Raw genomic sequence first — 20950 nt, forward strand, 5'->3', positions numbered from 1 at the left:
GGAAACGCCCGGTTACATTCCGAACCCGGAAGCTAAGCCTTTCAGCGCCGATGGTACTGCAGGGGGGACCCTGTGGGAGAGTAGGACACCGCCGAACACCTGCCCTTTTAGCTCAGTCGGTAGAGCGTCTCCATGGTAAGGAGAAGGTCAACGGTTCGATTCCGTTAAAGGGCTCAATCAGAAAGGCCCCCGCCTTGTGGCGGGGGCCTTTCTGCGTTTCCGTACGGTCGGGCATCGAAGAGCCGGCCGGCGATCCCCTACGGGGACCGCCGGCCGGCTTCGTCGTGTCGACTAAGGGCTGTCCCGCAAATGATCTTCGAGCCGCCTCGGGCGCGGTTGGCCGCCACCTGGTGGTTGGTGGAGTACTGGTAGTTCTTCGACCGCTCGGCGATGGTGTGGTCGCGGATGGGGACGGGGGTGCCGTCCACGATGAGCACAGTGTCCTTACCCCGAAGAGCGGGGCAGGCTGGCGCAAGGTCAAGTTGGTGCGCCCGTACGTCGTGACCAGCAGCACCCGGTCTTCCAGCGGCAGCCCCCCACGGCCGGCCCCGCCGCACCTCGTCGGCTCCCTCGCGGCGCAGCGCGGTCACCAGATTGCCAAAGGAACGCGGGCTCAGCCCAGTGAACGGGGCTATCCAGGATGGGGCCGACGCCGTGATCACTCCAGTCACAGCAAGATCATGGCGTCAGCCGGTGGCCTGTTGCACCACCCGGTCATAGGTCGCCTGGCCAGGGACTCACCCATAGCTGCACCATGCTCAAGATACTGCTGGGGCTGGCACGAGGATCTGGTGAGGAGCAGGGCGTGGGAAGTCTGTTGAGGAGCGTCTCAGGGGTCCGCTGGGGAGAACTGCGCGACGCGACAGGCGCCGCGGCCGACGGTATCCCCCCTCTGCTGTCCCGGATCGCATACGGGGACGAGGACACGGCCCGCATCGCCATCGATGACCTGGGCGATGTCATCTGCACGCTGGGGTTCGTTGTCGGCGAGGCGACAGCTCCTACGGTCCCGTTCCTTCTCGAACTGGTCGGGTCACCGCACGTAGCCCGCAAGGCCGAATTGTTGGACCTGCTGGGAAGCATCTGCCGGACCGACCAGTGGCACTCCGCCGCCGCGGCGACCCAGGGCCGCAAGCACGATGCGAGCTACCGGCAGCAAACCGGCTGGGAGGCGGCCTCAAGGACAGCCGTGTACGCAGGCCGGTCAGTCATCGTGGGTGCCGCTTCCTCCGTACGGCCAGAGGAAGCGGCACCTGCTCGGAAGTTGTTGCAGGTGATGGACGACACCCCGCCGTTCCCGGAGCTATGAGGGGCCTTGCGGGACAGCCCTTAGCCACATTGAGATCATCTCGCCCATGCGACCACTTCTGCTCAAGCCCGTGGTCGAGAATCCTGCCATGACCGAAGGTGACCGCCACGAGGCATCCATACGTACATTCCTTGCATGCGCAGCCGAGGTGGCTCGCCTGCTGGATCTTGGGGACGCGGCCGACGTGTCTGAAGACCTACGTGCGCGGCACCTGGCCGGAGCCGCACGAAGACCACTGCTGGAACGCGCCGGCCTGCCCGAGGAGTTCTTCGATCCGCTGATGGCCGCTGCTGTCTACGACCCGGACCCGAGCTTCTGCCGCTGGTTCGTCGAGCCGGCGCTCTACGCATTCGGACGCCGCAGGGCCATGACAGCATTGCTTGGCTATCTCCGCACCGGCACGGCCGGTGAGCAAGCAGGTGCCCGACTGGCCTGGTAGTGCGCACCTCTTCCGGATGAGGCACAGCGTCGCTGGTCGATCAGCATGCCGTAGATCAGTTACGGGACAGCCCTTAGCTGTCGTGCGGTTCGTGGAGGCGCATGGCCAGGATGGCCATGTCGTCCGAGGCCGGGGCCTGGGCGAAGCGCTCCACCGCGCGGAGGACCCGGGAGGCGACCGCGCCGGCCGTCAGGCCCGTACAGGTCCTCAGGACATCGGCCAGGCCGTCGTCGCCCAGCATGCGGGTGCCCTCACGGCGTTCCGTCACGCCGTCCGTGACGCAGAGGAGGACATCGCCCGGGTCGAGCGTGATCGTCTCCTCGTACAGCTCCAGGTCCTCCATCACACCGAGGAGCGGCTGAGGCTCCGCAGCGGGGCTGACCGTGCCGTCGGGGCGGAGACGCAGCGGCAGCGGGTGGCCGGCGCAGACGACCTTCAGGATCGCCGAGCCGTCCGCCTGCGGGCGCATCTCCCCGTACAAGAGGGTCAGGAAGCGGCTGCGGGCGCCCTCGTCGAGGATCGCCGCGTTCAGACGCTCCAGGACGGCGGGGCCGCCGAAGCCCTCACGGGCCAGCAGGCGCAGGGCGTGGCGGGCCAGGCCCGTGACGGCGGCCGCCTCCGGGCCCGTACCGCAGACGTCGCCGATGGCGAAGCCGTACACGTCGTCCCTGATCGGGAAGATGTCGTAGAAGTCGCCGCCGACCTCGTTGCCCTCGCCGGCCGCCCGGTAGATCACGTCGACCTCGACGCCCGGGATGTCGGGCAGGCCGGGCGGGAGGAGGCTGCGCTGGAGGGACTGGCTGATCGCCACCCGCTCCGAGTACAGGCGGGCGTTGTCCAGGGCCAGCGCGGCCCGGCGCGAGAGGTCCTCGGCGAGCTCCAGGATCTCCTGGCGGAAGTGGTCCTCCGAGGGCCGGCCGAGGGTCAGCATCCCGATGACGCGGTTGCGGGCGACCAGCGGCAGGACGACCGTCTCGCCGGCCACCGCGCTCGCGGTGGCCAGGGTGGTGTCGATGCCGGAGGACAGCGGGCTCGTCGGATGGTCGAGGGCGCGGACCGACGCGGTCAGGGCCGCGCGGTGCGCGGCGTCGCCCGGAGCGGACCAGACACGGGCGCCGGGGGTCGGCACCGGGTCGGGCGGGGCGATCGAGGACAGCAGGTCCTTGAGGCCGTCGATGCGGTCCTCGTCCTCGTGGAGCACGTACGAGAGGTACGGGTCGGAGGACTGGTCGGCGATCGTGTAGACCGCGCACCAGGTAGCCAGGGTCGGGACCGTCATCTGCGCCATCAGGGCCAGCGTCTGGTCGCGGTCGAGCGTGCCGGCCAGGAGGTCGGAGGCCTCGACGAGGAAGCTGAGGGAACCGCGGCGCAGCCGCTCCAGCTCGCCGAGGCGGGCGGACTCCACGGCCAGGGCGATGCGGTCGGCGGCGAACTGGAGACGCAGGGCCTCCTCGTTCGAGTAGCGGTTCGCGAGCTCCGCCGCCACGCCCAGGGAGCCGGTGAGACGGCCCTCGACCTTGAGCGGGACGGTGACCACCGAACGCATGCCGGTGCCTTCGAGGAGCGGGACGGCGCCGGGGACCGCGGCCAGGTCCTCGTGGACCGCGGGCATCCGGGCGGAGCCGTAACGGCTGGCGCCGGTCTCCACGGGGACGCGGGCGAAGCGCTGGCGGGCGGCGGGGAGGCCGGTGGTCGCCCGTACCTCCAGCTCCGTCTCGTCGTCGGTGGCGAGAAGGAGGAAGGCGGCGTCGCCGTCGAGCATGTCGCGGGCGCGCTCGACCGTGCGCTGCAGGAGGCCGTCGAGGTCGTCGGGGGCGGGGGAGCCGATGAAGACCTCGAACGGGTCGGCGGCGGTCCGGTTCTCCCCGCCCGGTTCGGCGGCGGCGCGCTGCGGGGTCTGGAGGACCGCCCGCTCGTGCTCGCGGACCAGGAGGCAGACGGTGGAGGGCTCGCCCTGGGCGTCCCGTACCCGCAGATGGGAGGCGTAGACGGGGACGACGCGGCCGTCGGCGCAGCGGATGCCGTAACTGCCCTCCCAGCGGGAGAGCCGCAGGGCCTCCGCGAGGCCGGTGCCGATGCCGGGGGTGTGGGGCCAGGCGGCGAGGTCGCCGAGGGGCTTGCCGACGACCTGCTCCGCCTCGTAACCGAAGAGTTCCCCGGCGTGCTCGTTCCAGGCGGTGATGGCTCCGCCGCGGTCGATCTGGGCGACGGCGACGCGGACGCGGCTGTCGGTGACCGGGAGGAGCGCGTCCGCCAGGACCGGGCCCGCCGAGCGGGTGCCGACCGGGCGCTGCGGGAGGTCCAGATGGAACCAGACGTGCTTGCGCGTGGGGGTGTAGTCGACGCCCCAGCGGTGGGCGAGGGCGGCGCAGAGCAGCAGGCCGCGGCCGTTCTCACGGTCCGGGCTGCCCAGCGAGCGGCCGCTCTGGACGGGGATCTCGCGCTCGGGGTAGCGGTCGGCGACCTCGACGCGGATGCTGTCGTCGGAGCGGAGGCAGAGGACCTCGGCGGAGGTACCGGCGTGGATGACGGCGTTGGTGACGAGTTCGCTGGTGAGGACGACGGCGTCGTCGACGAGTTCGGGGTGGCCCCAGCCCTGGAGGGTGTCCCGGACGAAGGCGCGGGCGGCCGCGACGGACCGCCCGACGGGCTCGAAGCTGGCAGTCGCCCGCGCGGTGATCACAGAACTCCTCGTACGCGTCTCGACGCCCGGCTCCGCCATGCTCGGTCTGCCCCTCCCGCTGCCCGGTGGTCGGTCCCGCACCACACCGCCCCCGCCGGGCGGACCGGGGTGGTTGGACAGCCGGGAGCCAGGTTACTTTCCTTCACTGTGCCGGCGGAGGCCGGTCGCGCTGATTCCGCCCACCGGGGGTAGGGAGGCTGTGCGAAGCTGCCGAACTGTTATCGCCTTGTTCGGTGGCGGTGAAACACTGGGCAGGCTACCGGCGGAAGCCGGAGCGGTACGGTCGACCCCTTTCGGGAGGGACACGGTGGAACCTGGCACGGCGGCGCGACGCGGCGGAGGCGGCGGTACGCGCGCGAGGGGCGGGCGTTCCCGTGGGGGGACGGTACAGGTGGACGCGGCGGCGCTGGACCGGCTGCTCGCCGCATTGGTCTCGATGCGGGACGGGAATCTCCGCAGGCGGCTCACGGTCACCGGCGACGGGGTCATGGCGGAGATCTCCGCCGTGTTCAACGAGGTCGCCGACCGGCAGATGCACGTCACGGGGGAGCTGTCGCGGGTCCGCCGGGTGGTGGGACGCGAGGGCAAGCTGTCCGAGCGTCTCGACGCGGGCGCCGGCGAGGGGGCGTGGGCGGCGGCGATCGAGGCCGCGAACGCGCTCGTCGACGACCTGGCCCGGCCGGTGTCCGAGGTGGGCCGGGTGCTGTCGGCGGTGGCCGAGGGCGATCTGGACCAGCGGATGGACCTGCGTTCGGAGGGTGCCGACGGGACGGTGCGGCCGCTGCGCGGGGAGTTCCTGAAGGTCGCGCGTACCGCCAACAACCTCGTCGACCAGCTCTCGGTGTTCGCGTCCGAGGTGACCAGGGTCGCCGTCGAGGTGGGCACCGACGGCAACCTGGGCGGTCAGGCGCAGGTGCGCGGGGTGTCCGGTTCGTGGAAGGACCTCACGGACTCGGTCAACACCATGGCGAACCGGCTGACGGCCCAGGTGCGGGACATCGCGCTGGTCACGACGGCGGTCGCCGACGGCGATCTGTCGCAGAAGGTCACGGCCAACGTGGCCGGCGAGATGCTGGAGCTGAAGAACACCGTCAACCGGATGGTGGACCAGCTGTCGTCGTTCTCCTCCGAGGTGACCCGCGTCGCCCGGGAGGTCGGCACGGAGGGCGAGCTCGGCGGTCAGGCCGAGGTGGCCGGGGTGTCCGGCGTGTGGAAGGACCTCACGGACTCCGTCAACACGATGGCCGGCAACCTGACCAACCAGGTGCGGGACATCGCGCTCGTGACGACGGCGGTCGCCAACGGCGATCTGACGCAGAAGGTACGGGTGTCGGCGCGCGGCGAGATCGCGCAACTGGCCGACACCATCAACCAGATGACGCAGACGCTGCGGATCTTCGCCGACGAGGTCACCCGGGTGTCGGGCGAGGTCGGCGCCGAGGGTCTGCTCGGCGGTCAGGCGCAGGTGCCGGGTGCGGCGGGGACCTGGAAGGACCTCACGGACTCCGTCAACACCGTCTTCCGGAACATCACCACACAGGTGCGGGACATCGCGCAGGTGACGACGGCGGTCGCCAACGGCGACCTGTCGCAGAAGGTCACGGTCGACGTGGCCGGCGAGATGCTGGAGCTGAAGAACGGTGACGACGGCGGTCGCCAACGGCGACCTGTCGCAGAAGGTCACGGTCGACGTGGCCGGCGAGATGCTGGAGCTGAAGAACACCGTCAACACGATGGTGGACCAGCTGTCCGCCTTCGGTTCCGAGGTGACCCGGGTCGCCCGGGAGGTCGGCGTCGAGGGTCTGCTCGGCGGCCAGGCCGAGGTGAAGGGCGCGGCGGGCACGTGGAAGGACCTCACCGACTCGGTGAACACGGCCTTCCGCAACCTGACCGGACAGGTGCGGGACATCGCGCAGGTGACGACGGCGGTCGCCAACGGCGACCTGTCGCAGAAGGTCACGGTCGACGTGGCCGGCGAGATGCTGGAGCTGAAGAANGGTGACGACGGCGGTCGCCAACGGCGACCTGTCGCAGAAGGTCACGGTCGACGTGGCCGGCGAGATGCTGGAGCTGAAGAACACCGTCAACACGATGGTGTCGCAGCTGTCGTCGTTCGCGGACCAGGTGACGCGGATGGCGCGGGACGTGGGCACCGAGGGCCGGCTCGGCGGTCAGGCGCGGGTGGACGGTGTCTCCGGGCGCTGGCGGGAGCTCACCGACTCGGTGAACTTCATGGCCGGCAACCTGACCTCGCAGGTGCGGCAGATCGCGCAGGTGACGACGGCCGTGGCCCGCGGTGACCTGTCGCAGAAGATCGACGTGGACGCGCGCGGCGAGATCCTGGAGCTGAAGAACACCATCAACACGATGGTCGACCAGCTCTCCGCCTTCGCCGACCAGGTGACCCGGGTGGCCCGCGAGGTGGGCACCGACGGACGGCTCGGCGGGCAGGCGCAGGTGCCGGGCGTGGCCGGGGTGTGGCGTGACCTGACGGACTCGGTGAACGGCATGGCCGGCAACCTCACCACCCAGGTCCGCAACATCGCGCAGGTCGCCACCGCCGTGGCCCGCGGCGACCTGTCGCAGAAGATCGACGTGGACGCGCGCGGCGAGATCCTGGAGCTGAAGAACACCCTCAACACGATGGTCGACCAGCTCTCGAACTTCGCCGAGCAGGTGACCCGGGTCGCCCGCGAGGTGGGCACCGAGGGCATCCTCGGCGGGCAGGCCGAGGTGCAGGGGGTCTCGGGCACCTGGAAGGACCTCACCCAGTCGGTGAACTTCATGGCGAACAACCTCACCATCCAGGTGCGGAACATCGCCGAGGTCACGACGGCGGTCGCCAAGGGCGACCTGTCGAAGAAGATCACGGTCGACGCCCGGGGCGAGATCCTGGAGCTGGTGACGACCGTCAACACGATGGTCGACCAGCTGTCGAACTTCGCGGACGAGGTCACGCGCGTGGCCCGCGAGGTGGGTACGGAGGGCATCCTCGGCGGCCAGGCACGCGTGCGCGGTGTCACCGGCACGTGGAAGGACCTCAGCGACAACGTCAACCTGATGGCCAACAACCTGACCAGTCAGGTGCGGAACATCTCCCGGGTCTCGGCGGCCGTCGCCAACGGCGACCTGACGAAGAAGGTCACGGTCGAGGCGCGCGGCGAGGTCGCCGAACTCGCCGAGACCGTCAACACGATGGTGACGACCCTGTCGTCCTTCGCGGACGAGGTCACGCGCGTGGCCCGCGAGGTGGGCACGGAGGGCGAACTCGGCGGCCAGGCGCGGGTGCCCGGAGTCTCCGGCACCTGGAAGGACCTGACCGAGTCGGTGAACTCGATGGCCGACAACCTCACCGGCCAGGTGCGGCAGATCGCCGCCGTCACCACCGCCATCGCCAAGGGCGACCTCACCAAGAAGATCGACATCGACGCGCGCGGTGAGATCCAGGAGCTGAAGAACACCATCAACACGATGGTCGACCAGCTGTCGAACTTCGCCGAGGAGGTCACCCGGGTGGCCCGCGAGGTGGGCACCGACGGGCAGCTCGGCGGCCAGGCCCGGGTCCGGGACGTGGAGGGCACCTGGAGCGACCTCACCGAGTCCGTGAACGAGATGGCCGGGAACCTCACCCGGCAGGTGCGCGCCATCGCGGCCGTCGCCACCGCGGTGACCCGCGGCGACCTCAACGTCAAGATCGACGGTGTGGACGCGGCCGGCGAGATCCAGGCGCTCCAGGACAACATCAACACGATGATCGCCAACCTGCGCGACACCACCCTGGCCAACGACGAGCAGGACTGGCTCAAGAGCAACCTGGCCCGCATCTCCGGCCTCATGCAGGGCCGCCGCGACCTCGACGACGTGGCCTCGCTCATCATGAGCGAGCTGACGCCGGTGGTCTCGGCCCAGCACGGCGCCTTCTTCGTGGCCGTGCCGACGGGCTCCGCCCACAGCGACGCCGAACTCGTCGGTGAGGGCGACGGCGCGTACGAGCTGCGGATGCGCGGGAGTTACGGGTACTCCACCGGGTCCATGCCGACCTCGTTCCGGCCCGGGGAGACGCTCATCGGGACGGCGGCCGACGAGAAGCGGACGATCCAGCTGCACGTACCGCCCGGCTATCTGAAGATCTCCTCCGGGCTCGGCGAGGCCTCGCCCGCGCATGTGATCGTGCTTCCGGTCCTCTTCGAGGGCAAGGTGCTCGGCGTGATCGAGCTGGCCTCCTTCCAGCCGTTCACCCAGATCCAGCGGGACTTCCTCAACCAGATCGCCGAGCTGATCGCGACCACGGTCAACACCATCAGCGTCAACACCAAGACCGAGGTGCTGCTCCAGCAGTCGCAGGAACTCACCGAGCAGCTCAAGGAGCGGTCGGCCGAGCTGGAGCACCGGCAGAAGGAACTCCAGGGCTCCAACCTGGAACTGGAGGAGAAGGCCGAGCTGCTGGCCCGGCAGAACCGCGACATCGAGGTGAAGAACACCGAGATCGAGGAGGCCCGGCAGGTCCTGGAGGAGCGGGCCGAACAGCTCGCGGTCTCCATGCGCTACAAGTCCGAGTTCCTCGCCAACATGTCGCACGAGCTGCGCACCCCGCTCAACTCGCTGCTGATCCTGGCCAAGTTGCTCGCCGACAACGTCGAGACGAACCTGACGCCGAAGCAGGTCGAGTTCGCGGAGACCATCCACGGCGCGGGTTCGGACCTGCTCCAGCTGATCAACGACATCCTCGACCTGTCCAAGGTCGAGGCGGGCAAGATGGACGTCTCGCCGACCCGGATCGCGCTCGTCCAGCTCGTCGACTACGTGGAGGCGACTTTCCGGCCGCTCACGGCGGAGAAGGGGCTCGACTTCTCGGTACGGGTCTCGCCCGAGCTGCCGGCCACGCTCCACACCGACGAGCAGCGGCTGCTCCAGGTGCTGCGCAACCTCCTGTCCAACGCGGTGAAGTTCACCGACACGGGCGCGGTGGAGCTGGTGATCAGGCCGGCCGGGGTCGACGTACCGCAGTCGATCCGCGAACAGCTGCTGGAGGCGGGCTCGGTGAGCGACCCGGAGGCCGACCTGATCGCCTTCTCGGTCACCGACACCGGGATCGGGATCGCCGCGAGCAAGATGCGGGTCATCTTCGAGGCGTTCAAGCAGGCCGACGGTACGACCAGCCGGAAGTACGGCGGTACGGGTCTGGGGCTCTCGATCAGCCGGGAGATCGCGCGGCTGCTCGGCGGCGAGATCTTCGCGGCGAGCGAGCCGGGCCGTGGCTCGACCTTCACGCTCTATCTGCCGCTGAGCCCGACGGAGCTGCCGACGGGCGCGTACGGGCAGGGGGCGCAGGACGCCGACGACCCGCAGCAGGGCGTCGAGGAGGGGGCGGCCGGGGCCGTGCACCCCTTCCCGCACTTCCCGCCGCCGCCCGTACGGACGGAGGCGCGGTCCGGTGCCGGGGCGCTGTTCCGGCACCGGCGGAAGGCCGCGGCGGAGGCGACCGGGGCGCGGACCGCGGTTCCCGGGCAGCCGGGCAAGGAGGCCGGGGCGGACCGGGTGGAGCAGGAGCCGGACGTCGAGCCGCGGCGTACCTTCGGGTTCTCCGGCGAGCGGGTGCTGATCGTCGACGACGACATCCGCAACGTCTTCGCGCTCACCAGCGTCCTGGAGCAGCACGGGCTCGCGGTGCTCTACGCGGAGAACGGGCGGGAGGGCATCGAGGTCCTGGAGCAGCACGACGACGTGACCGTCGTGCTGATGGACATCATGATGCCGGAGATGGACGGGTACGCGACGACGACCGCGATCCGCCGGATGCCGCAGTTCGCGGGGCTGCCGATCATCGCGCTGACGGCGAAGGCGATGAAGGGCGACCGGGAGAAGGCGATCGAGTCGGGTGCCTCGGACTACGTGACGAAGCCGGTCGACCCCGATCACCTGCTGTCCGTGATGGAGCAGTGGATGCGGGGGGTGTGACCGGGACGTCGGTCCGGGACCTCGTGCCCGGGACCTCGGTCCGGGACCTCGTGTCGGGGGCCCGCGCGGTGTGCCGCGCGGGCCCCGGGCCTCCGCTGACGGGCTGTCGCCACGGGGGTGTGAGAGGGCGGGATACGGGGAACCTTCTGGTCTCCCACCGCGTTTCAGGTAGGTGTGCGGGTACGTGCACAGTGACATCGCGGTGACAGGGTGTGGCGACGGGCGGGGTGCGGCTACGATGACCGGCACAAGGACGGACGGCGTTAGGGAGTCGTCTTCTGGGGCGGCGCCCGGTGCTTCCCCCGGTTCGGGGAGCCGGGGAGAGACGTTGCCGGGGCGAGGAGGACGGGGCATGGTGCAGAAGGCCAAGATCCTCCTGGTCGATGACCGGCCGGAGAATCTGCTGGCGCTGGAGGCCATTCTCTCCGCGCTCGATCAGACGCTGGTGCGGGCATCTTCCGGGGAGGAAGCGCTCAAGGCGCTGTTGACGGACGACTTCGCGGTCATCCTGCTCGACGTCCAGATGCCGGGGATGGRCGGCTTCGAGACCGCCGCGCACATCAAGCGGCGGGAGCGGACCCGGGACATCCCGATCATCTTCCTCACCGCCATCAACCACGGCCCCCACCACACCTTCCGGGGATACGCGGCCGGGGCGGTCGACTACATCTCGAAGCCGTTCGACCCGTGGGTGCTGCGCGCCAAGGTCTCCGTCTTCGTCGAGCTCTACATGAAGAACTGCAAGCTGCGCGAGCAGGCCGCCCTGCTGCGGCTGCAGTTGGAGGGTGGCGGCGAGGGCGGTCACGGCAAGGAGTCCGCCGGACTGCTCGCCGAGCTCTCGGCCCGTCTCGCGGCGGTCGAGGAGCAGGCGGAGGCGCTGTCCAAGCAGCTCGACGACGACTCCGCCGACGCGGCGGCCGTCGCGACCGCGGCGCATCTGGAGCGCAAGCTCACCGGGTTGCGCCGGGCGCTGGACGCGCTCGAACCGGGCACGGGCGCCGCGCCGACGCTGCCCGCGCAGGGCTGACACACCGTCATCGGCCGTCCTTCGGGGCGGCCGTCGGCGTGAGGTGGCGTCAGCTTCGTGCCCCGGCAGGGGCGACACGATCGGGTGAGGCGGACAGCGGGTCCCCACACCGGTAACCTCGGCATCATGGCTTCACGTACGTCCGGCAAGGGTTCCCAGGGCACGGCGGGCACCGCAAAGCCGCGCGCCGGCCGTACGACGGGCGCCGCGAAGAAAGCGGCACCCGCGAAGTCCCCCGCCAAACCGCCCGCGAAGAAGGCGGCGGCCAAGAAGGCCGTGCCCGCCAAGCGCGCGCCCGCGCGGAAGACCGCGGCGAAGAAGGTCCCGCCGCGCCCCGCGCCGTCCCCGACCGGGGGCGTCTACCGGCTCGCGCGCGGCGCCTGGCTCGGTCTCGCCCATGGAGTGGGGGCGATGTTCCGGGGGATAGGGCGTGGTGCCAAGGGGCTCGACCCGGCCCACCGCAAGGACGGGCTCGCCCTGCTCCTGCTCGGTCTCGCGCTGATCGTCGCCGCCGGAACCTGGTCCAATCTGCGCGGACCGGTCGGCGACCTCGTCGAGATGCTGGTGACCGGCTCCTTCGGCCGGCTCGACCTGCTCGTACCGCTGCTGCTCGGCGCCATCGGCATCCGGCTGATCCTCTATCCGGAGAAGCCCGAGGCCAACGGCCGGATCAGCATCGGCCTCTCCGCACTCGTCATCGGCGTCCTCGGCCAGGTCCACATCGCCTGCGGTTCGCCGGGACGCGGGGACGGCAGCGCGGCCATGCAGGATGCCGGCGGTCTCATCGGCTGGGCCGCCTCCCAGCCCCTCGTGTTCATGATGGGCGAGGTCCTCGCCGTACCGATGCTGGTGCTGCTCACGCTGTTCGGGCTGCTCGTCGTCACCGCCACCCCGGTCAACGCGATCCCGCAGCGGCTGCGCGCCCTCGGCGCCAGGCTCGGCATCGTCGAGCCCGCCTACGACCCGGCCGAGGCCGAGGGGTACGCGGGCGCCGAGGAGGACGGGCGGTACGAGGAGTACGACGAGGAGTGGCGCGACGCCAGGCCGCAGGCCCGGACCGCCCGGCCGACGCGCCGCCGGGGCCCGGCGGAGCCGTACGACGTGGACCGGGCCGAGGCCGAGATGCTCGACCGGCGCAAGGGGGCGGCCCGCCGTCCCGCCGAGCGGCCCTCCTTCGAGCCCGTCTTCGACGCGGGCATGGACCCGGTGGACATCGCCGCCGCTGCCGCCGCCGCGCTCGACGGCGCGGTGCTCAACGGGATGCCGCCGTCGCCGATCGTCGCCGATCTGACCAGGGACGTCACCGCCGACCGGAGGGCGGCCGCGGCCGCCGCGAAGGCCGCCGCCGAGGGGACGGAGACCGCGGCGGGCGCCGCGCCCGTGCCGCCCGCCCGCGGCGGGGGCCAGCGGCCCGGCGGGGGCGTACCGGATCTGACCAAGCCGGCGCCCGAGCCGACCGATCTGCCGCCCCGGGCCGAGCAGCTCCAGCTGTCCGGCGACATCACGTACGCGCTGCCGTCGCTCGACCTGCTGGAGCGGGGCGGGCCCGGCAAGACACGCAGTGCCGCCAACGACGCCGTGGTGGACTCGCTCTCGAACGTCTTCACCGAGTTCAAGGTCGACGCGGCCGTCACCGGCTTCACCCGGGGGCCGACGGTCACCCGCTACGAGGTCGAGCTCGGTCCGGCGGTGAAGGTCGAGAAGATCACGGCGCTGACCAAGAACATCGCGTACGCGGTGGCCTCGCCGGACGTCCGGATCATCTCGCCGATCCCCGGCAAGTCCGCCGTCGGCATCGAGATCCCGAACAGCGACCGGGAGATGGTCAACCTCGGCGACGTGCTGCGGCTCGCCGCCGCCGCCGAGGACGACCACCCGATGCTGGTGGCACTCGGCAAGAACGTCGAGGGCGGCTACGAGATGGCCAACCTGGCGAAGATGCCGCACGTCCTGGTCGCCGGGGCCACCGGCTCCGGAAAGTCCTCGTGCATCAACTGCCTGATCACCTCGATCATGATAAGAGCGACTCCGGAGGACGTCCGGATGGTCCTCGTCGACCCCAAGCGGGTCGAACTCACCGCCTACGAGGGCATCCCGCACCTGATCACCCCGATCATCACCAACCCCAAGCGGGCCGCCGAGGCCCTCCAGTGGGTGGTGAAGGAGATGGACCTCCGCTACGACGACCTGGCGGCCTTCGGCTACCGGCACATCGACGACTTCAACCAGGCGATCCGGGACGGGAAGATCAAGCTGCCCGAGGGCAGCGAGCGGGAGCTCAAGACCTACCCGTACCTGCTCGTCATCGTCGACGAGCTGGCCGACCTGATGATGGTCGCGCCCCGGGACGTCGAGGACTCGATCGTGCGCATCACGCAGCTCGCGCGCGCCGCCGGCATCCATCTGGTGCTCGCCACCCAGCGGCCCTCGGTGGACGTGGTCACCGGTCTCATCAAGGCGAACGTGCCCTCGCGGCTCGCCTTCGCGACCTCCTCGCTCGCCGACAGCCGGGTCATCCTCGACCAGCCCGGCGCCGAGAAGCTCATCGGAAAGGGTGACGGACTGTTCCTGCCGATGGGCGCCAACAAGCCCGTCCGCATGCAGGGCGCCTTCGTCACCGAGGCCGAGGTCGCGGCCGTCGTGCAGCACTGCAAGGACCAGATGACCCCGGTCTTCCGGGAGGACGTCACCGTCGGCACCCGGCAGAAGAAGGAGATCGACGAGGACATCGGCGACGACCTCGACCTGCTGTGCCAGGCCGCCGAACTGGTCGTCTCCACGCAGTTCGGCTCCACCTCGATGCTCCAGCGGAAGCTGCGCGTCGGCTTCGCGAAGGCCGGCCGGCTGATGGACCTGATGGAGTCGCGGAACATCGTCGGGCCGAGCGAGGGCTCGAAGGCGCGGGACGTGCTCGTCAAGCCGGACGAGCTGGACGGGGTGCTCGCGGTGATCCGCGGGGAGTCCGGGGCGTAGCGCCGGGGAGACGGGGTACGCGACCGGGACCGGGGTGTGGCGGTACGCGGCCGGGAGCGGGCGTCGCGCACCCGGCCGGGCGGGTGCGTGATCGAGACCTGGCCGAGACTCACTCGTAAGGGAACGGAGGGCAACCGTTTCCCCTGGCCGTACGTCAAGTTGGAGGGAGGGACAGAAGGATGTCCCAGCCTCATGGCGTACAAACAGCACCCGCCCGGTTGCCCCACCCTTTCGTACCACCCATAGACTGAACGTCCAGCAGGTGGCTACACGCTCGAAAGGCGCTCTCGTGTCCATCGGCAACTCCCCCGAAGACGACCGGATCTTCCCGGCAGACGACCGGGACTCGATCGGTCGCGCTCTCCAGCAGACCCGCATCGCCGCCGGTCTCACCGTCGAAGAGGTCAGTGCCTCCACCCGTGTCCGGATCCCGATCGTGCACGCGATCGAGGAGGACGACTTCTCGCGCTGCGGCGGAGACGTCTACGCCCGCGGGCACATCCGCACGCTCGCCCGCGCCGTCGGCCTCGATCCGGCTCCGCTGATCGAGCAGTTCGACGCCGAGCACGGTGGCCGTCCCGCGCCCACCCCCGCCGCCCCGCTCTTCGAGGCGGAACGTATCCGCCCCGAGCCCCGGCGACCCAACTGGACCGCCGCGATGGTCGCGGCCATCGTCGCCGTCGTCGGTTTCGTCGGCTTCACGATGTTCAACGGGAACGACGCGCCCAAGGGCACCACCGCCGCCGACGGCGGCCCGGCGCCCGCCCCCGAGAAGGGCACCTCGGCCGCCAAGCCGAAGCCGGTCAAGCCCGTCGTCCCGAAGCCCACCGAGAGCGCCATCGCCGCCGTCCCGCAGGACAAGGTGACGGTGAAGCTCTCCGCGATCGACGACAAGAGCTGGATCTCGGCCAAGGCCCACGACGGCAAGCTGCTCTTCGACGGACTCCTCCTCAAGGGCGAGTCCAAGACCTTCCAGGACGACGAGCGCATCGATCTGGTCCTCGGCAACGCCGGTGCGATCGATCTCTACGTGAACGGCAAGAAGCTCGCCGACAAGTTCGAATCCGGCCAGGTCGAGCGGCTGACCTACACCAAGGGCGACCCCGAGGCCGGCTGAGCCCCGTGAGGCGGCCCCCGATGTGACCTCTGTCGCGCAGGTGAACCCTGCGCGACGGGGGAACGGCCGGGACGAAGTAGTCTTGAGTCCATGCCCGAACGCCGTACCGTCGCCCTTGTCACTCTTGGCTGCGCCCGTAACGAGGTGGACTCGGAGGAGCTCGCAGGCCGCTTGGCAGCGGACGGCTGGGAGCTCGTCGAGAACGCCGAGGACGCGGATGTCGCCGTCGTCAACACCTGTGGATTCGTCGAAGCCGCCAAGAAGGACTCCGTCGACGCCCTCCTCGAAGCCAATGATCTGAAGGACCACGGCAAGACCCAGGCCGTGGTCGCCGTCGGCTGTATGGCCGAGCGGTACGGCAAGGAGCTCGCCGAAGCCCTCCCGGAGGCCGACGGCGTCCTCGGCTTCGACGACTACGCCGACATCTCCAACCGCCTCCAGACCATCCTCAACGGTGGCAGTGTCGAGGCCCACACCCCGCGTGACCGGCGCAAGCTGCTGCCGCTCTCCCCGGTGGAGCGCCAGGAGGCCGCCGCGGCCGTGGCCCTGCCGGGACACGGTGACGCCGCCGAGGCCCCCGTCGACGCCCCCGCCGACCTTCCCGAGGGCCTCGCGCCCGCCTCGGGGCCGCGCGCGCCGCTCCGGCGCCGCCTCGACACCAGCCCCGTCGCCTCGGTGAAGCTGGCCTCCGGCTGCGACCGCCGCTGCTCCTTCTGCGCCATCCCCTCCTTCCGCGGCTCCTTCGTCTCGCGCCGTCCCTCGGACGTGCTCAACGAGACGCGCTGGCTCGCCGAGCAGGGTGTGAAGGAGGTCATGCTGGTCTCCGAGAACAACACCTCGTACGGCAAGGACCTGGGCGACATCCGCCTCCTGGAGAGCCTGCTGCCCGAGCTGGCCGCGGTCGACGGCATCGAGCGCGTCCGCGTCAGCTACCTCCAGCCGGCCGAGATGCGCCCCGGCCTGATCGACGTGCTCACGTCGACCGAGAAGGTCGCCCCGTACTTCGACCTGTCCTTCCAGCACAGCGCCCCCGACGTGCTGCGGGCCATGCGCCGCTTCGGCGACACCGACCGCTTCCTGGAGCTCCTGGAGACCATCCGATCCAAGGCCCCCACGGCCGGTGCCCGCTCCAACTTCATCGTCGGCTTCCCCGGCGAGACCGAGGCGGACTTCGCCGAGCTGGAACGCTTCGTCACCCACGCCCGGCTCGACGCCGTGGGCGTCTTCGGCTACTCCGACGAGGACGGCACCGAGGCCGCCACGTACGAGCACAAGCTCGACCAGGACGTCGTCGACGCGCGGCTCGCCCACCTCTCCCGGCTCGCCGAGGAGCTCACCGCGCAGCGCGCGGAGGAGCGGCTCGGAGAGACCCTTGAGGTACTGGTCGAGTCCGTGGACGACGAGGACGGCGTGATCGGCCGCGCCGCCCACCAGGCGCCCGAGACCGACGGCCAGGTGCTGCTCACCACGGCCGACGGCGCGAGCCCCGACCTGACTCCTGGCCGTATGGTCAGGGCGAAGGTCGTCGGCACGGAAGGCGTCGACCTGGTGGCCGAGTGTCTTTTCGAGGAGGCAGGCAGATGACCGGAGTCCCGGCATCCGCGACGGGCGGGACCGGTAGGCCGGCGCCCCGCGGCAAGCTGGGCACGGCGGCCGTCAACCAGGCCAGCCTGTGGAACATCGCCAACATCCTGACCATGATCCGGCTCGTGCTCGTGCCGGGCTTCGTGGTGCTGCTGCTCCAGGACGGCGGTCACGACCCCGTCTGGCGGGCCTGGGCGTGGGCGGCGTTCGCCGTCGCCATGATCACGGACGTCTTCGACGGGCACCTCGCCCGTACGTACAACCTGGTCACGGACTTCGGGAAGATCGCCGACCCGATCGCAGACAAGGCGATCATGGCGGCCGGACTCGTCTCGCTCTCCCTGCTCGGGGACCTGCCCTGGTGGGTCACCGGGGTCATCCTGGCGCGGGAGCTGGGGATCACCCTGATGCGGTTCTGGGTGATCCGGCACGGGGTCATCCCGGCCAGCCGCGGCGGCAAGATGAAGACGCTCGCCCAGGGCACGGCGGTCGGCATGTACGTGCTGATGCTCACCGGACCCCTGGCCACCCTGCGCTTCTGGGTGATGGCGGTGGCCGTCGTGCTGACGGTCGTCACCGGTCTGGACTACGTACGACAGGCGGTCGTCCTGCGCCGCGAGGGGCTCGCCGCCGAGCGGGCGGCCGCGCGGTCGGAGACGGCGACGCGATGACCGAGGCCGCCCGGGTGCTGGCGCTGCTGGCGGAGCGTGGTCACACGCTGGCCGTCGCGGAGTCGCTCACGGGTGGTCTGGTGGCCGCCGAGCTGACCGGGGTCCCCGGCGCCTCGGCCGCCTTCCGGGGGTCCGTCACGGCCTACGCCACGGCCCTCAAGCACGAGCTGCTCGGCGTCGACGCGGCCCTCCTCGCGGAGCGCGGAGCGGTGGATCCCGAGGTCGCACTGCAGATGGCGGCCGGTGCCCGGGCCCGGCTCGGTGCCGACTGGGGCATCTCGACGACCGGGGTCGCGGGGCCCGACCCGCAGGACGGCCAGCCCGTCGGAACGGTCTACGTGGCGGTCGCCGGGCCCGCCGCGACGGGCGCCCGCGCCGGGAAAGTGGTCTCGTTGAGGTTGAACGGCGACCGCGCGGACATCCGTAGAGAGAGTGTGCGGAGCGTCCTGGAACTGCTCCACGAGGAACTCTCGGGAAATGCGCGGGCACAGGATACGGAACACAACGGGGGGAATTGATGTTTGCAGCCCTGAGAGAACACGACATCGCTCCCCGCACGGCCGCAGCGCGAGGCGGTACGGTGGGGCGTGAAGGATGCGGCTACGCGGTCCGAGGAGGGAGCCACCGATGATTCTGCTCCGTCGCCTGTTGGGTGACGTGCTGCGTCGGCAGCGCCAGCGCCAAGGCCGTACTCTGCGCGAAGTCTCCTCGTCCGCCCGAGTCTCGCTCGGCTATCTCTCCGAGGTGGAGCGGGGGCAGAAGGAGGCATCCTCCGAGCTGCTCTCCGCGATCTGCGACGCGCTGGACGTACGGATGTCCGAGCTCATGCGTGAAGTGAGCGACGAGCTGTCACTGGCCGAACTGGCCGAGTCGGCAGCGGCGAGCGAACCGGTGCCGGCGCCGGTCCGCCCGATGCTCAATTCGGTGTCGGTGACGTCGGTGGCAGGTGTGCCCACCGGGCGGGTGACTATCAAGGCGCCCGCGGAAGCGGTGGACGTCGTCGCTGCCTGACCGAAGCGGGGCGAAGCCCCGGTCGGCGCCCTCATGGGGCGCTGACCGGGGCTTTTCTCTTTCTTGTTCGACATGTGCCCGATTGCCTGAGATGCCGGGTTCCGGTGTGCCGTGCCATGGTGGGTGGCGTACGACTGGGCCGTGCGCGCCGGGTTTGCCTCCCGTGCGCCCTCCCGCAGGGTGATCCTGCCGGTCTAGCGTCGACCGCAGGAGGCGGCCATGGTACGGCGACGGGTTCCGCTGGCGACGCTCGCGCTGGTCGCGTGCGCGCTCGCGGCCGGGGGGCTCTGGTGGTGGGCCGTGCTGCGCCTGGTACTCGTACCGGGGGAGAGCGGGCCGGTCGAGGGGGCGGTGGCCGCGGGCGGCTGGGGGCTGAGCCTGCTGCCGGTGCACGTGGCGGCTTCCTCGGGAAGGGCGCGGGTGCGCGCCGGGGCACGTACGGGCGGTCGGTCCCTCGCCGGGGCGCCGGGGCGTGCGGTGGACGGCGTGCGGATCACCAGGGCATCGCGACGCCGCCGTTGGGGCGGAGGATCTGGCCGGTCGTGAACGCGGAGGCGTCCGACGCGAGGTGCAGGACCGCGTGCGCGATGTCCTCGGCCTCGCCGACCCGCCCCAGCGGGGAGTGACGGATCATGGCGGCCTCCGCCTGCTCCTGGGCGGCCGGCTCGTGGCGGTCGGTCATCGGGGTGCGGATCCAGCCCGGGGCGACCGCGTTGACCCGGATGCCGTACCGGCCCGCCTCCGCCGCCAGGGTCTTCGTCAGCTGCACGACGGCCGCCTTGGTCACGCTGTAGCAGAGCAGGCCGGGGCTCGCGGTGTCCATCGCGCCCGAGGCCATCGTGACGATCGAGCCCGGGACGCCCGCGTCGATCATCGAACGGGCCGCCTCCTGGCACGCGTGGAGAACGCCCTTGAAGTTCACGGCGAGGACGCGGTCCAGGTCCTCGTCGCGGGTCTCCAGGACGGCGCTCGTGTGCATGATCCCGGCGATGGCGGCCATGACGTGGAGGGGTCCGGCGGCGCGGACCGCCGCGGCGAGCGCGGGGCGGTCGGTGACGTCCAGCGGGTGGGTGTGTGCGGTGCCGCCCTGCGCCGCGACGAGGGCCGCGGTCTCCTTGAGGCCGTTCTCGTCGCGGTCGGCGCAGTGGACGGTGGCACCGGCGCGGGCGAGGAGGACCGCGGTGGCGCGGCCGATGCCGCTCGCGGCGCCGGTGACGAACGCGGTGCGGCCGGTGAGGTCGTATGCCGGAAGGGTCGTCGTCATGTCCGGACCGTACGACCGGATCTGACGGGTCGTCAATTGGTGTGGGGGATTCCCTCGGGGCCCCGCTGGCAGCCGGGACACCAGTACGTGACCCGGTCGCCGAGCTCCGCCTTGCGGACCGGGGCGCCGCAGCGCAGGCAGGGCCGGCCCTCGCGGCCGTAGACGTGGAGCGGGGTGCCGGGGCGCCGGGTGGTCGTCGTGCGCCGGTCCGGACGGTCCTTGTTCGCGTCCAGCAGGCGGTGGGCGGTCGCGACCAGCCGGGCGGGGACGCCGGGGTCCAGCTCGCCGACCGGGAGCCAGGGGGTGACACCGGCGAGGAAGGCCAGCTCCGACTTGTACACGTTGCCGATGCCGGCCAGGTTGCGCTGGTCGAGCAGCGCCTCGCCGAGGGGGCGCTCCGGGTCGGCGCCGAGCCGCCGTACCGCCTCCTCCGGATCCCAGTCCGGGCCGAGCAGGTCCGGGCCGAGGCGGCCGACGACCCGGGGCTCCTCGGTGGTGCGGATGAGCTCCAGGACGGGGAGGCGGTAGCCGTACGCGGTGGACTCGGCGTTTCCGAGGATCGCCCGGATCTGGTGCTCCGGGCCGCCGTGCGGGCGCTCCCCGGTCGCGTACACCCGCCAGGCGCCGTCCATCCGCAGATGGGAGTGGAGGGTGAGCCCGCCCTCGATCCGGGCGAGCAGGTGCTTGCCGCGCGGGGTGACGTCCAGGAGCGTGCGGCCGGTGAGGTCGGCGGTGGCGAAGCGGGGCACCCGGAGGTCCGAGCGGGTCAGCACCCGCCCGGCGAGCGCGGTGTGCAGGCGGTGGGCGGCCTGCCAGACGGTGTCTCCTTCGGGCACGGTTCCATGATGCCGGGTCGGGGCTTCGGCGGGCTTCGGTGGTGGGGCCGGGCCTGGGGGGCTTCGGCTCGGGTCCGT

The 20950-nt window shown here is 71.0% G+C and carries 13 protein-coding genes, 1 tRNA gene, 1 rRNA gene and 3 pseudogenes; 14 read left to right on the top strand and 4 right to left on the bottom strand.

Features of this window, described 5'->3' with window-relative positions:
- Positions 1-97: ribosomal RNA gene (rrf, locus tag ASD33_RS08910) — 5S ribosomal RNA — on the top strand; the annotation flags it as partial.
- Positions 98-101: 4 nt separating this feature from the next.
- Positions 102-174 (top strand) — tRNA-Thr (locus ASD33_RS08915).
- Positions 175-344: 170 nt separating this feature from the next.
- Here ASD33_RS08915 and ASD33_RS33995 read toward each other — a convergent pair.
- A pseudogene (locus tag ASD33_RS33995) lies at positions 345-671 on the bottom strand (IS5/IS1182 family transposase); the annotation flags it as partial.
- Positions 672-754: 83 nt separating this feature from the next.
- On the opposite strand from ASD33_RS33995, the gene ASD33_RS08925 reads away from it, so the two are divergent.
- Together ASD33_RS08925 and ASD33_RS35730 are read left to right on the top strand one after the other, a co-directional pair.
- Positions 755-1309, top strand: a complete 555-nt coding sequence (locus ASD33_RS08925) for a hypothetical protein (RefSeq protein WP_242426880.1) — start codon at positions 755-757, stop codon at positions 1307-1309.
- 46 nt (positions 1310-1355) lie between these two features.
- Positions 1356-1748, top strand: coding sequence for a hypothetical protein (locus ASD33_RS35730; protein ID WP_199863485.1), 393 nt, complete (start codon positions 1356-1358; stop codon positions 1746-1748).
- A 73-nt stretch (positions 1749-1821) separates the two neighbouring features.
- On the opposite strand, the gene ASD33_RS08930 is transcribed toward ASD33_RS35730, so the two are convergent.
- On the bottom strand, positions 1822-4470 hold the full coding sequence (locus tag ASD33_RS08930; protein WP_056556225.1) for a SpoIIE family protein phosphatase: 2649 nt from the start codon (positions 4468-4470) through the stop codon (positions 1822-1824).
- A gap of 352 nt (positions 4471-4822) precedes the next feature.
- Between ASD33_RS08930 and ASD33_RS36175 the strand changes: the two are divergent.
- The 10 genes and pseudogenes from ASD33_RS36175 to ASD33_RS36180 all read left to right on the top strand — a co-directional run.
- A pseudogene (locus ASD33_RS36175) lies at positions 4823-6347 on the top strand (HAMP domain-containing protein); the annotation flags it as partial.
- Between the two features lie 81 nt (positions 6348-6428).
- Positions 6429-10389 (top strand): annotated as a pseudogene (locus tag ASD33_RS08935) (HAMP domain-containing protein); the annotation flags it as partial.
- Between the two features lie 352 nt (positions 10390-10741).
- Positions 10742-11416, top strand: coding sequence for a response regulator (locus tag ASD33_RS08940; RefSeq protein ID WP_056556228.1), 675 nt, complete (start codon positions 10742-10744; stop codon positions 11414-11416).
- Positions 11417-11542: 126 nt separating this feature from the next.
- Positions 11543-14389, top strand: coding sequence for a DNA translocase FtsK (locus ASD33_RS08945; protein ID WP_056556231.1), 2847 nt, complete (start codon positions 11543-11545; stop codon positions 14387-14389).
- Positions 14390-14678: 289 nt separating this feature from the next.
- Entirely contained in the window at positions 14679-15506 is an 828-nt protein-coding gene (locus ASD33_RS08950; RefSeq protein WP_056556234.1) for a helix-turn-helix domain-containing protein, read from the top strand.
- A gap of 90 nt (positions 15507-15596) precedes the next feature.
- On the top strand, positions 15597-17090 hold the full coding sequence (gene rimO / locus ASD33_RS08955) for a 30S ribosomal protein S12 methylthiotransferase RimO (RefSeq protein WP_056556236.1): 1494 nt from the start codon (positions 15597-15599) through the stop codon (positions 17088-17090).
- Entirely contained in the window at positions 17087-17761 is a 675-nt protein-coding gene (gene pgsA, locus ASD33_RS08960) for a CDP-diacylglycerol--glycerol-3-phosphate 3-phosphatidyltransferase (protein WP_056556239.1), read from the top strand. Before rimO ends, pgsA begins: the two co-directional genes overlap by 4 nt.
- On the top strand, positions 17758-18279 hold the full coding sequence (locus ASD33_RS08965) for a CinA family protein (protein WP_056556242.1): 522 nt from the start codon (positions 17758-17760) through the stop codon (positions 18277-18279). The genes pgsA and ASD33_RS08965 overlap by 4 nt, the downstream gene beginning before the upstream one ends.
- Before the next feature lie 109 nt (positions 18280-18388).
- A complete protein-coding gene (locus tag ASD33_RS08970) occupies positions 18389-18772 on the top strand; it encodes a helix-turn-helix transcriptional regulator (RefSeq protein WP_056556245.1) in 384 nt (127 codons plus the stop codon).
- Between the two features lie 219 nt (positions 18773-18991).
- Positions 18992-19318 carry a hypothetical protein gene (locus ASD33_RS36180; RefSeq protein ID WP_079044662.1) on the top strand — a complete coding sequence of 109 codons (327 nt, stop codon included), beginning with the start codon at positions 18992-18994 and terminating at the stop codon, positions 19316-19318.
- On the opposite strand, the gene ASD33_RS08975 is transcribed toward ASD33_RS36180, so the two are convergent.
- Both ASD33_RS08975 and ASD33_RS08980 read right to left on the bottom strand, forming a co-directional pair.
- Positions 19266-20072: an SDR family NAD(P)-dependent oxidoreductase gene (locus ASD33_RS08975; protein WP_056556248.1), complete on the bottom strand. Its 807-nt coding sequence runs from the start codon at positions 20070-20072 to the stop codon at positions 19266-19268. The two genes, ASD33_RS36180 and ASD33_RS08975, sit on opposite strands and share 53 nt — an antisense overlap.
- Positions 20069-20872 carry a DNA-formamidopyrimidine glycosylase family protein gene (locus tag ASD33_RS08980; protein ID WP_056556251.1) on the bottom strand — a complete coding sequence of 268 codons (804 nt, stop codon included), beginning with the start codon at positions 20870-20872 and terminating at the stop codon, positions 20069-20071. The genes ASD33_RS08975 and ASD33_RS08980 overlap by 4 nt, the downstream gene beginning before the upstream one ends.
- Positions 20873-20950 lie beyond the last annotated feature (78 nt).

The organism is Streptomyces sp. Root1304 (assembly GCF_001426405.1).
Classification (GTDB): Bacteria; Actinomycetota; Actinomycetes; order Streptomycetales; family Streptomycetaceae; genus Streptomyces.

Coding starts and splice junctions, on each gene's coding strand:
- ASD33_RS08925 (WP_242426880.1), top strand. CDS start 755: ATGCTCAAGATACTGCTGGGGCTGGCACGAGGATCTGGTGAGGAGCAG.
- ASD33_RS35730 (WP_199863485.1), top strand. CDS start 1,356: ATGCGACCACTTCTGCTCAAGCCCGTGGTCGAGAATCCTGCCATGACC.
- ASD33_RS08930 (WP_056556225.1), bottom strand. CDS start 4,470: ATGGCGGAGCCGGGCGTCGAGACGCGTACGAGGAGTTCTGTGATCACC.
- ASD33_RS08945 (WP_056556231.1), top strand. CDS start 11,543: ATGGCTTCACGTACGTCCGGCAAGGGTTCCCAGGGCACGGCGGGCACC.
- rimO (WP_056556236.1), top strand. CDS start 15,597: ATGCCCGAACGCCGTACCGTCGCCCTTGTCACTCTTGGCTGCGCCCGT.
- pgsA (WP_056556239.1), top strand. CDS start 17,087: ATGACCGGAGTCCCGGCATCCGCGACGGGCGGGACCGGTAGGCCGGCG.
- ASD33_RS08965 (WP_056556242.1), top strand. CDS start 17,758: ATGACCGAGGCCGCCCGGGTGCTGGCGCTGCTGGCGGAGCGTGGTCAC.
- ASD33_RS08970 (WP_056556245.1), top strand. CDS start 18,389: ATGATTCTGCTCCGTCGCCTGTTGGGTGACGTGCTGCGTCGGCAGCGC.
- ASD33_RS36180 (WP_079044662.1), top strand. CDS start 18,992: ATGGTACGGCGACGGGTTCCGCTGGCGACGCTCGCGCTGGTCGCGTGC.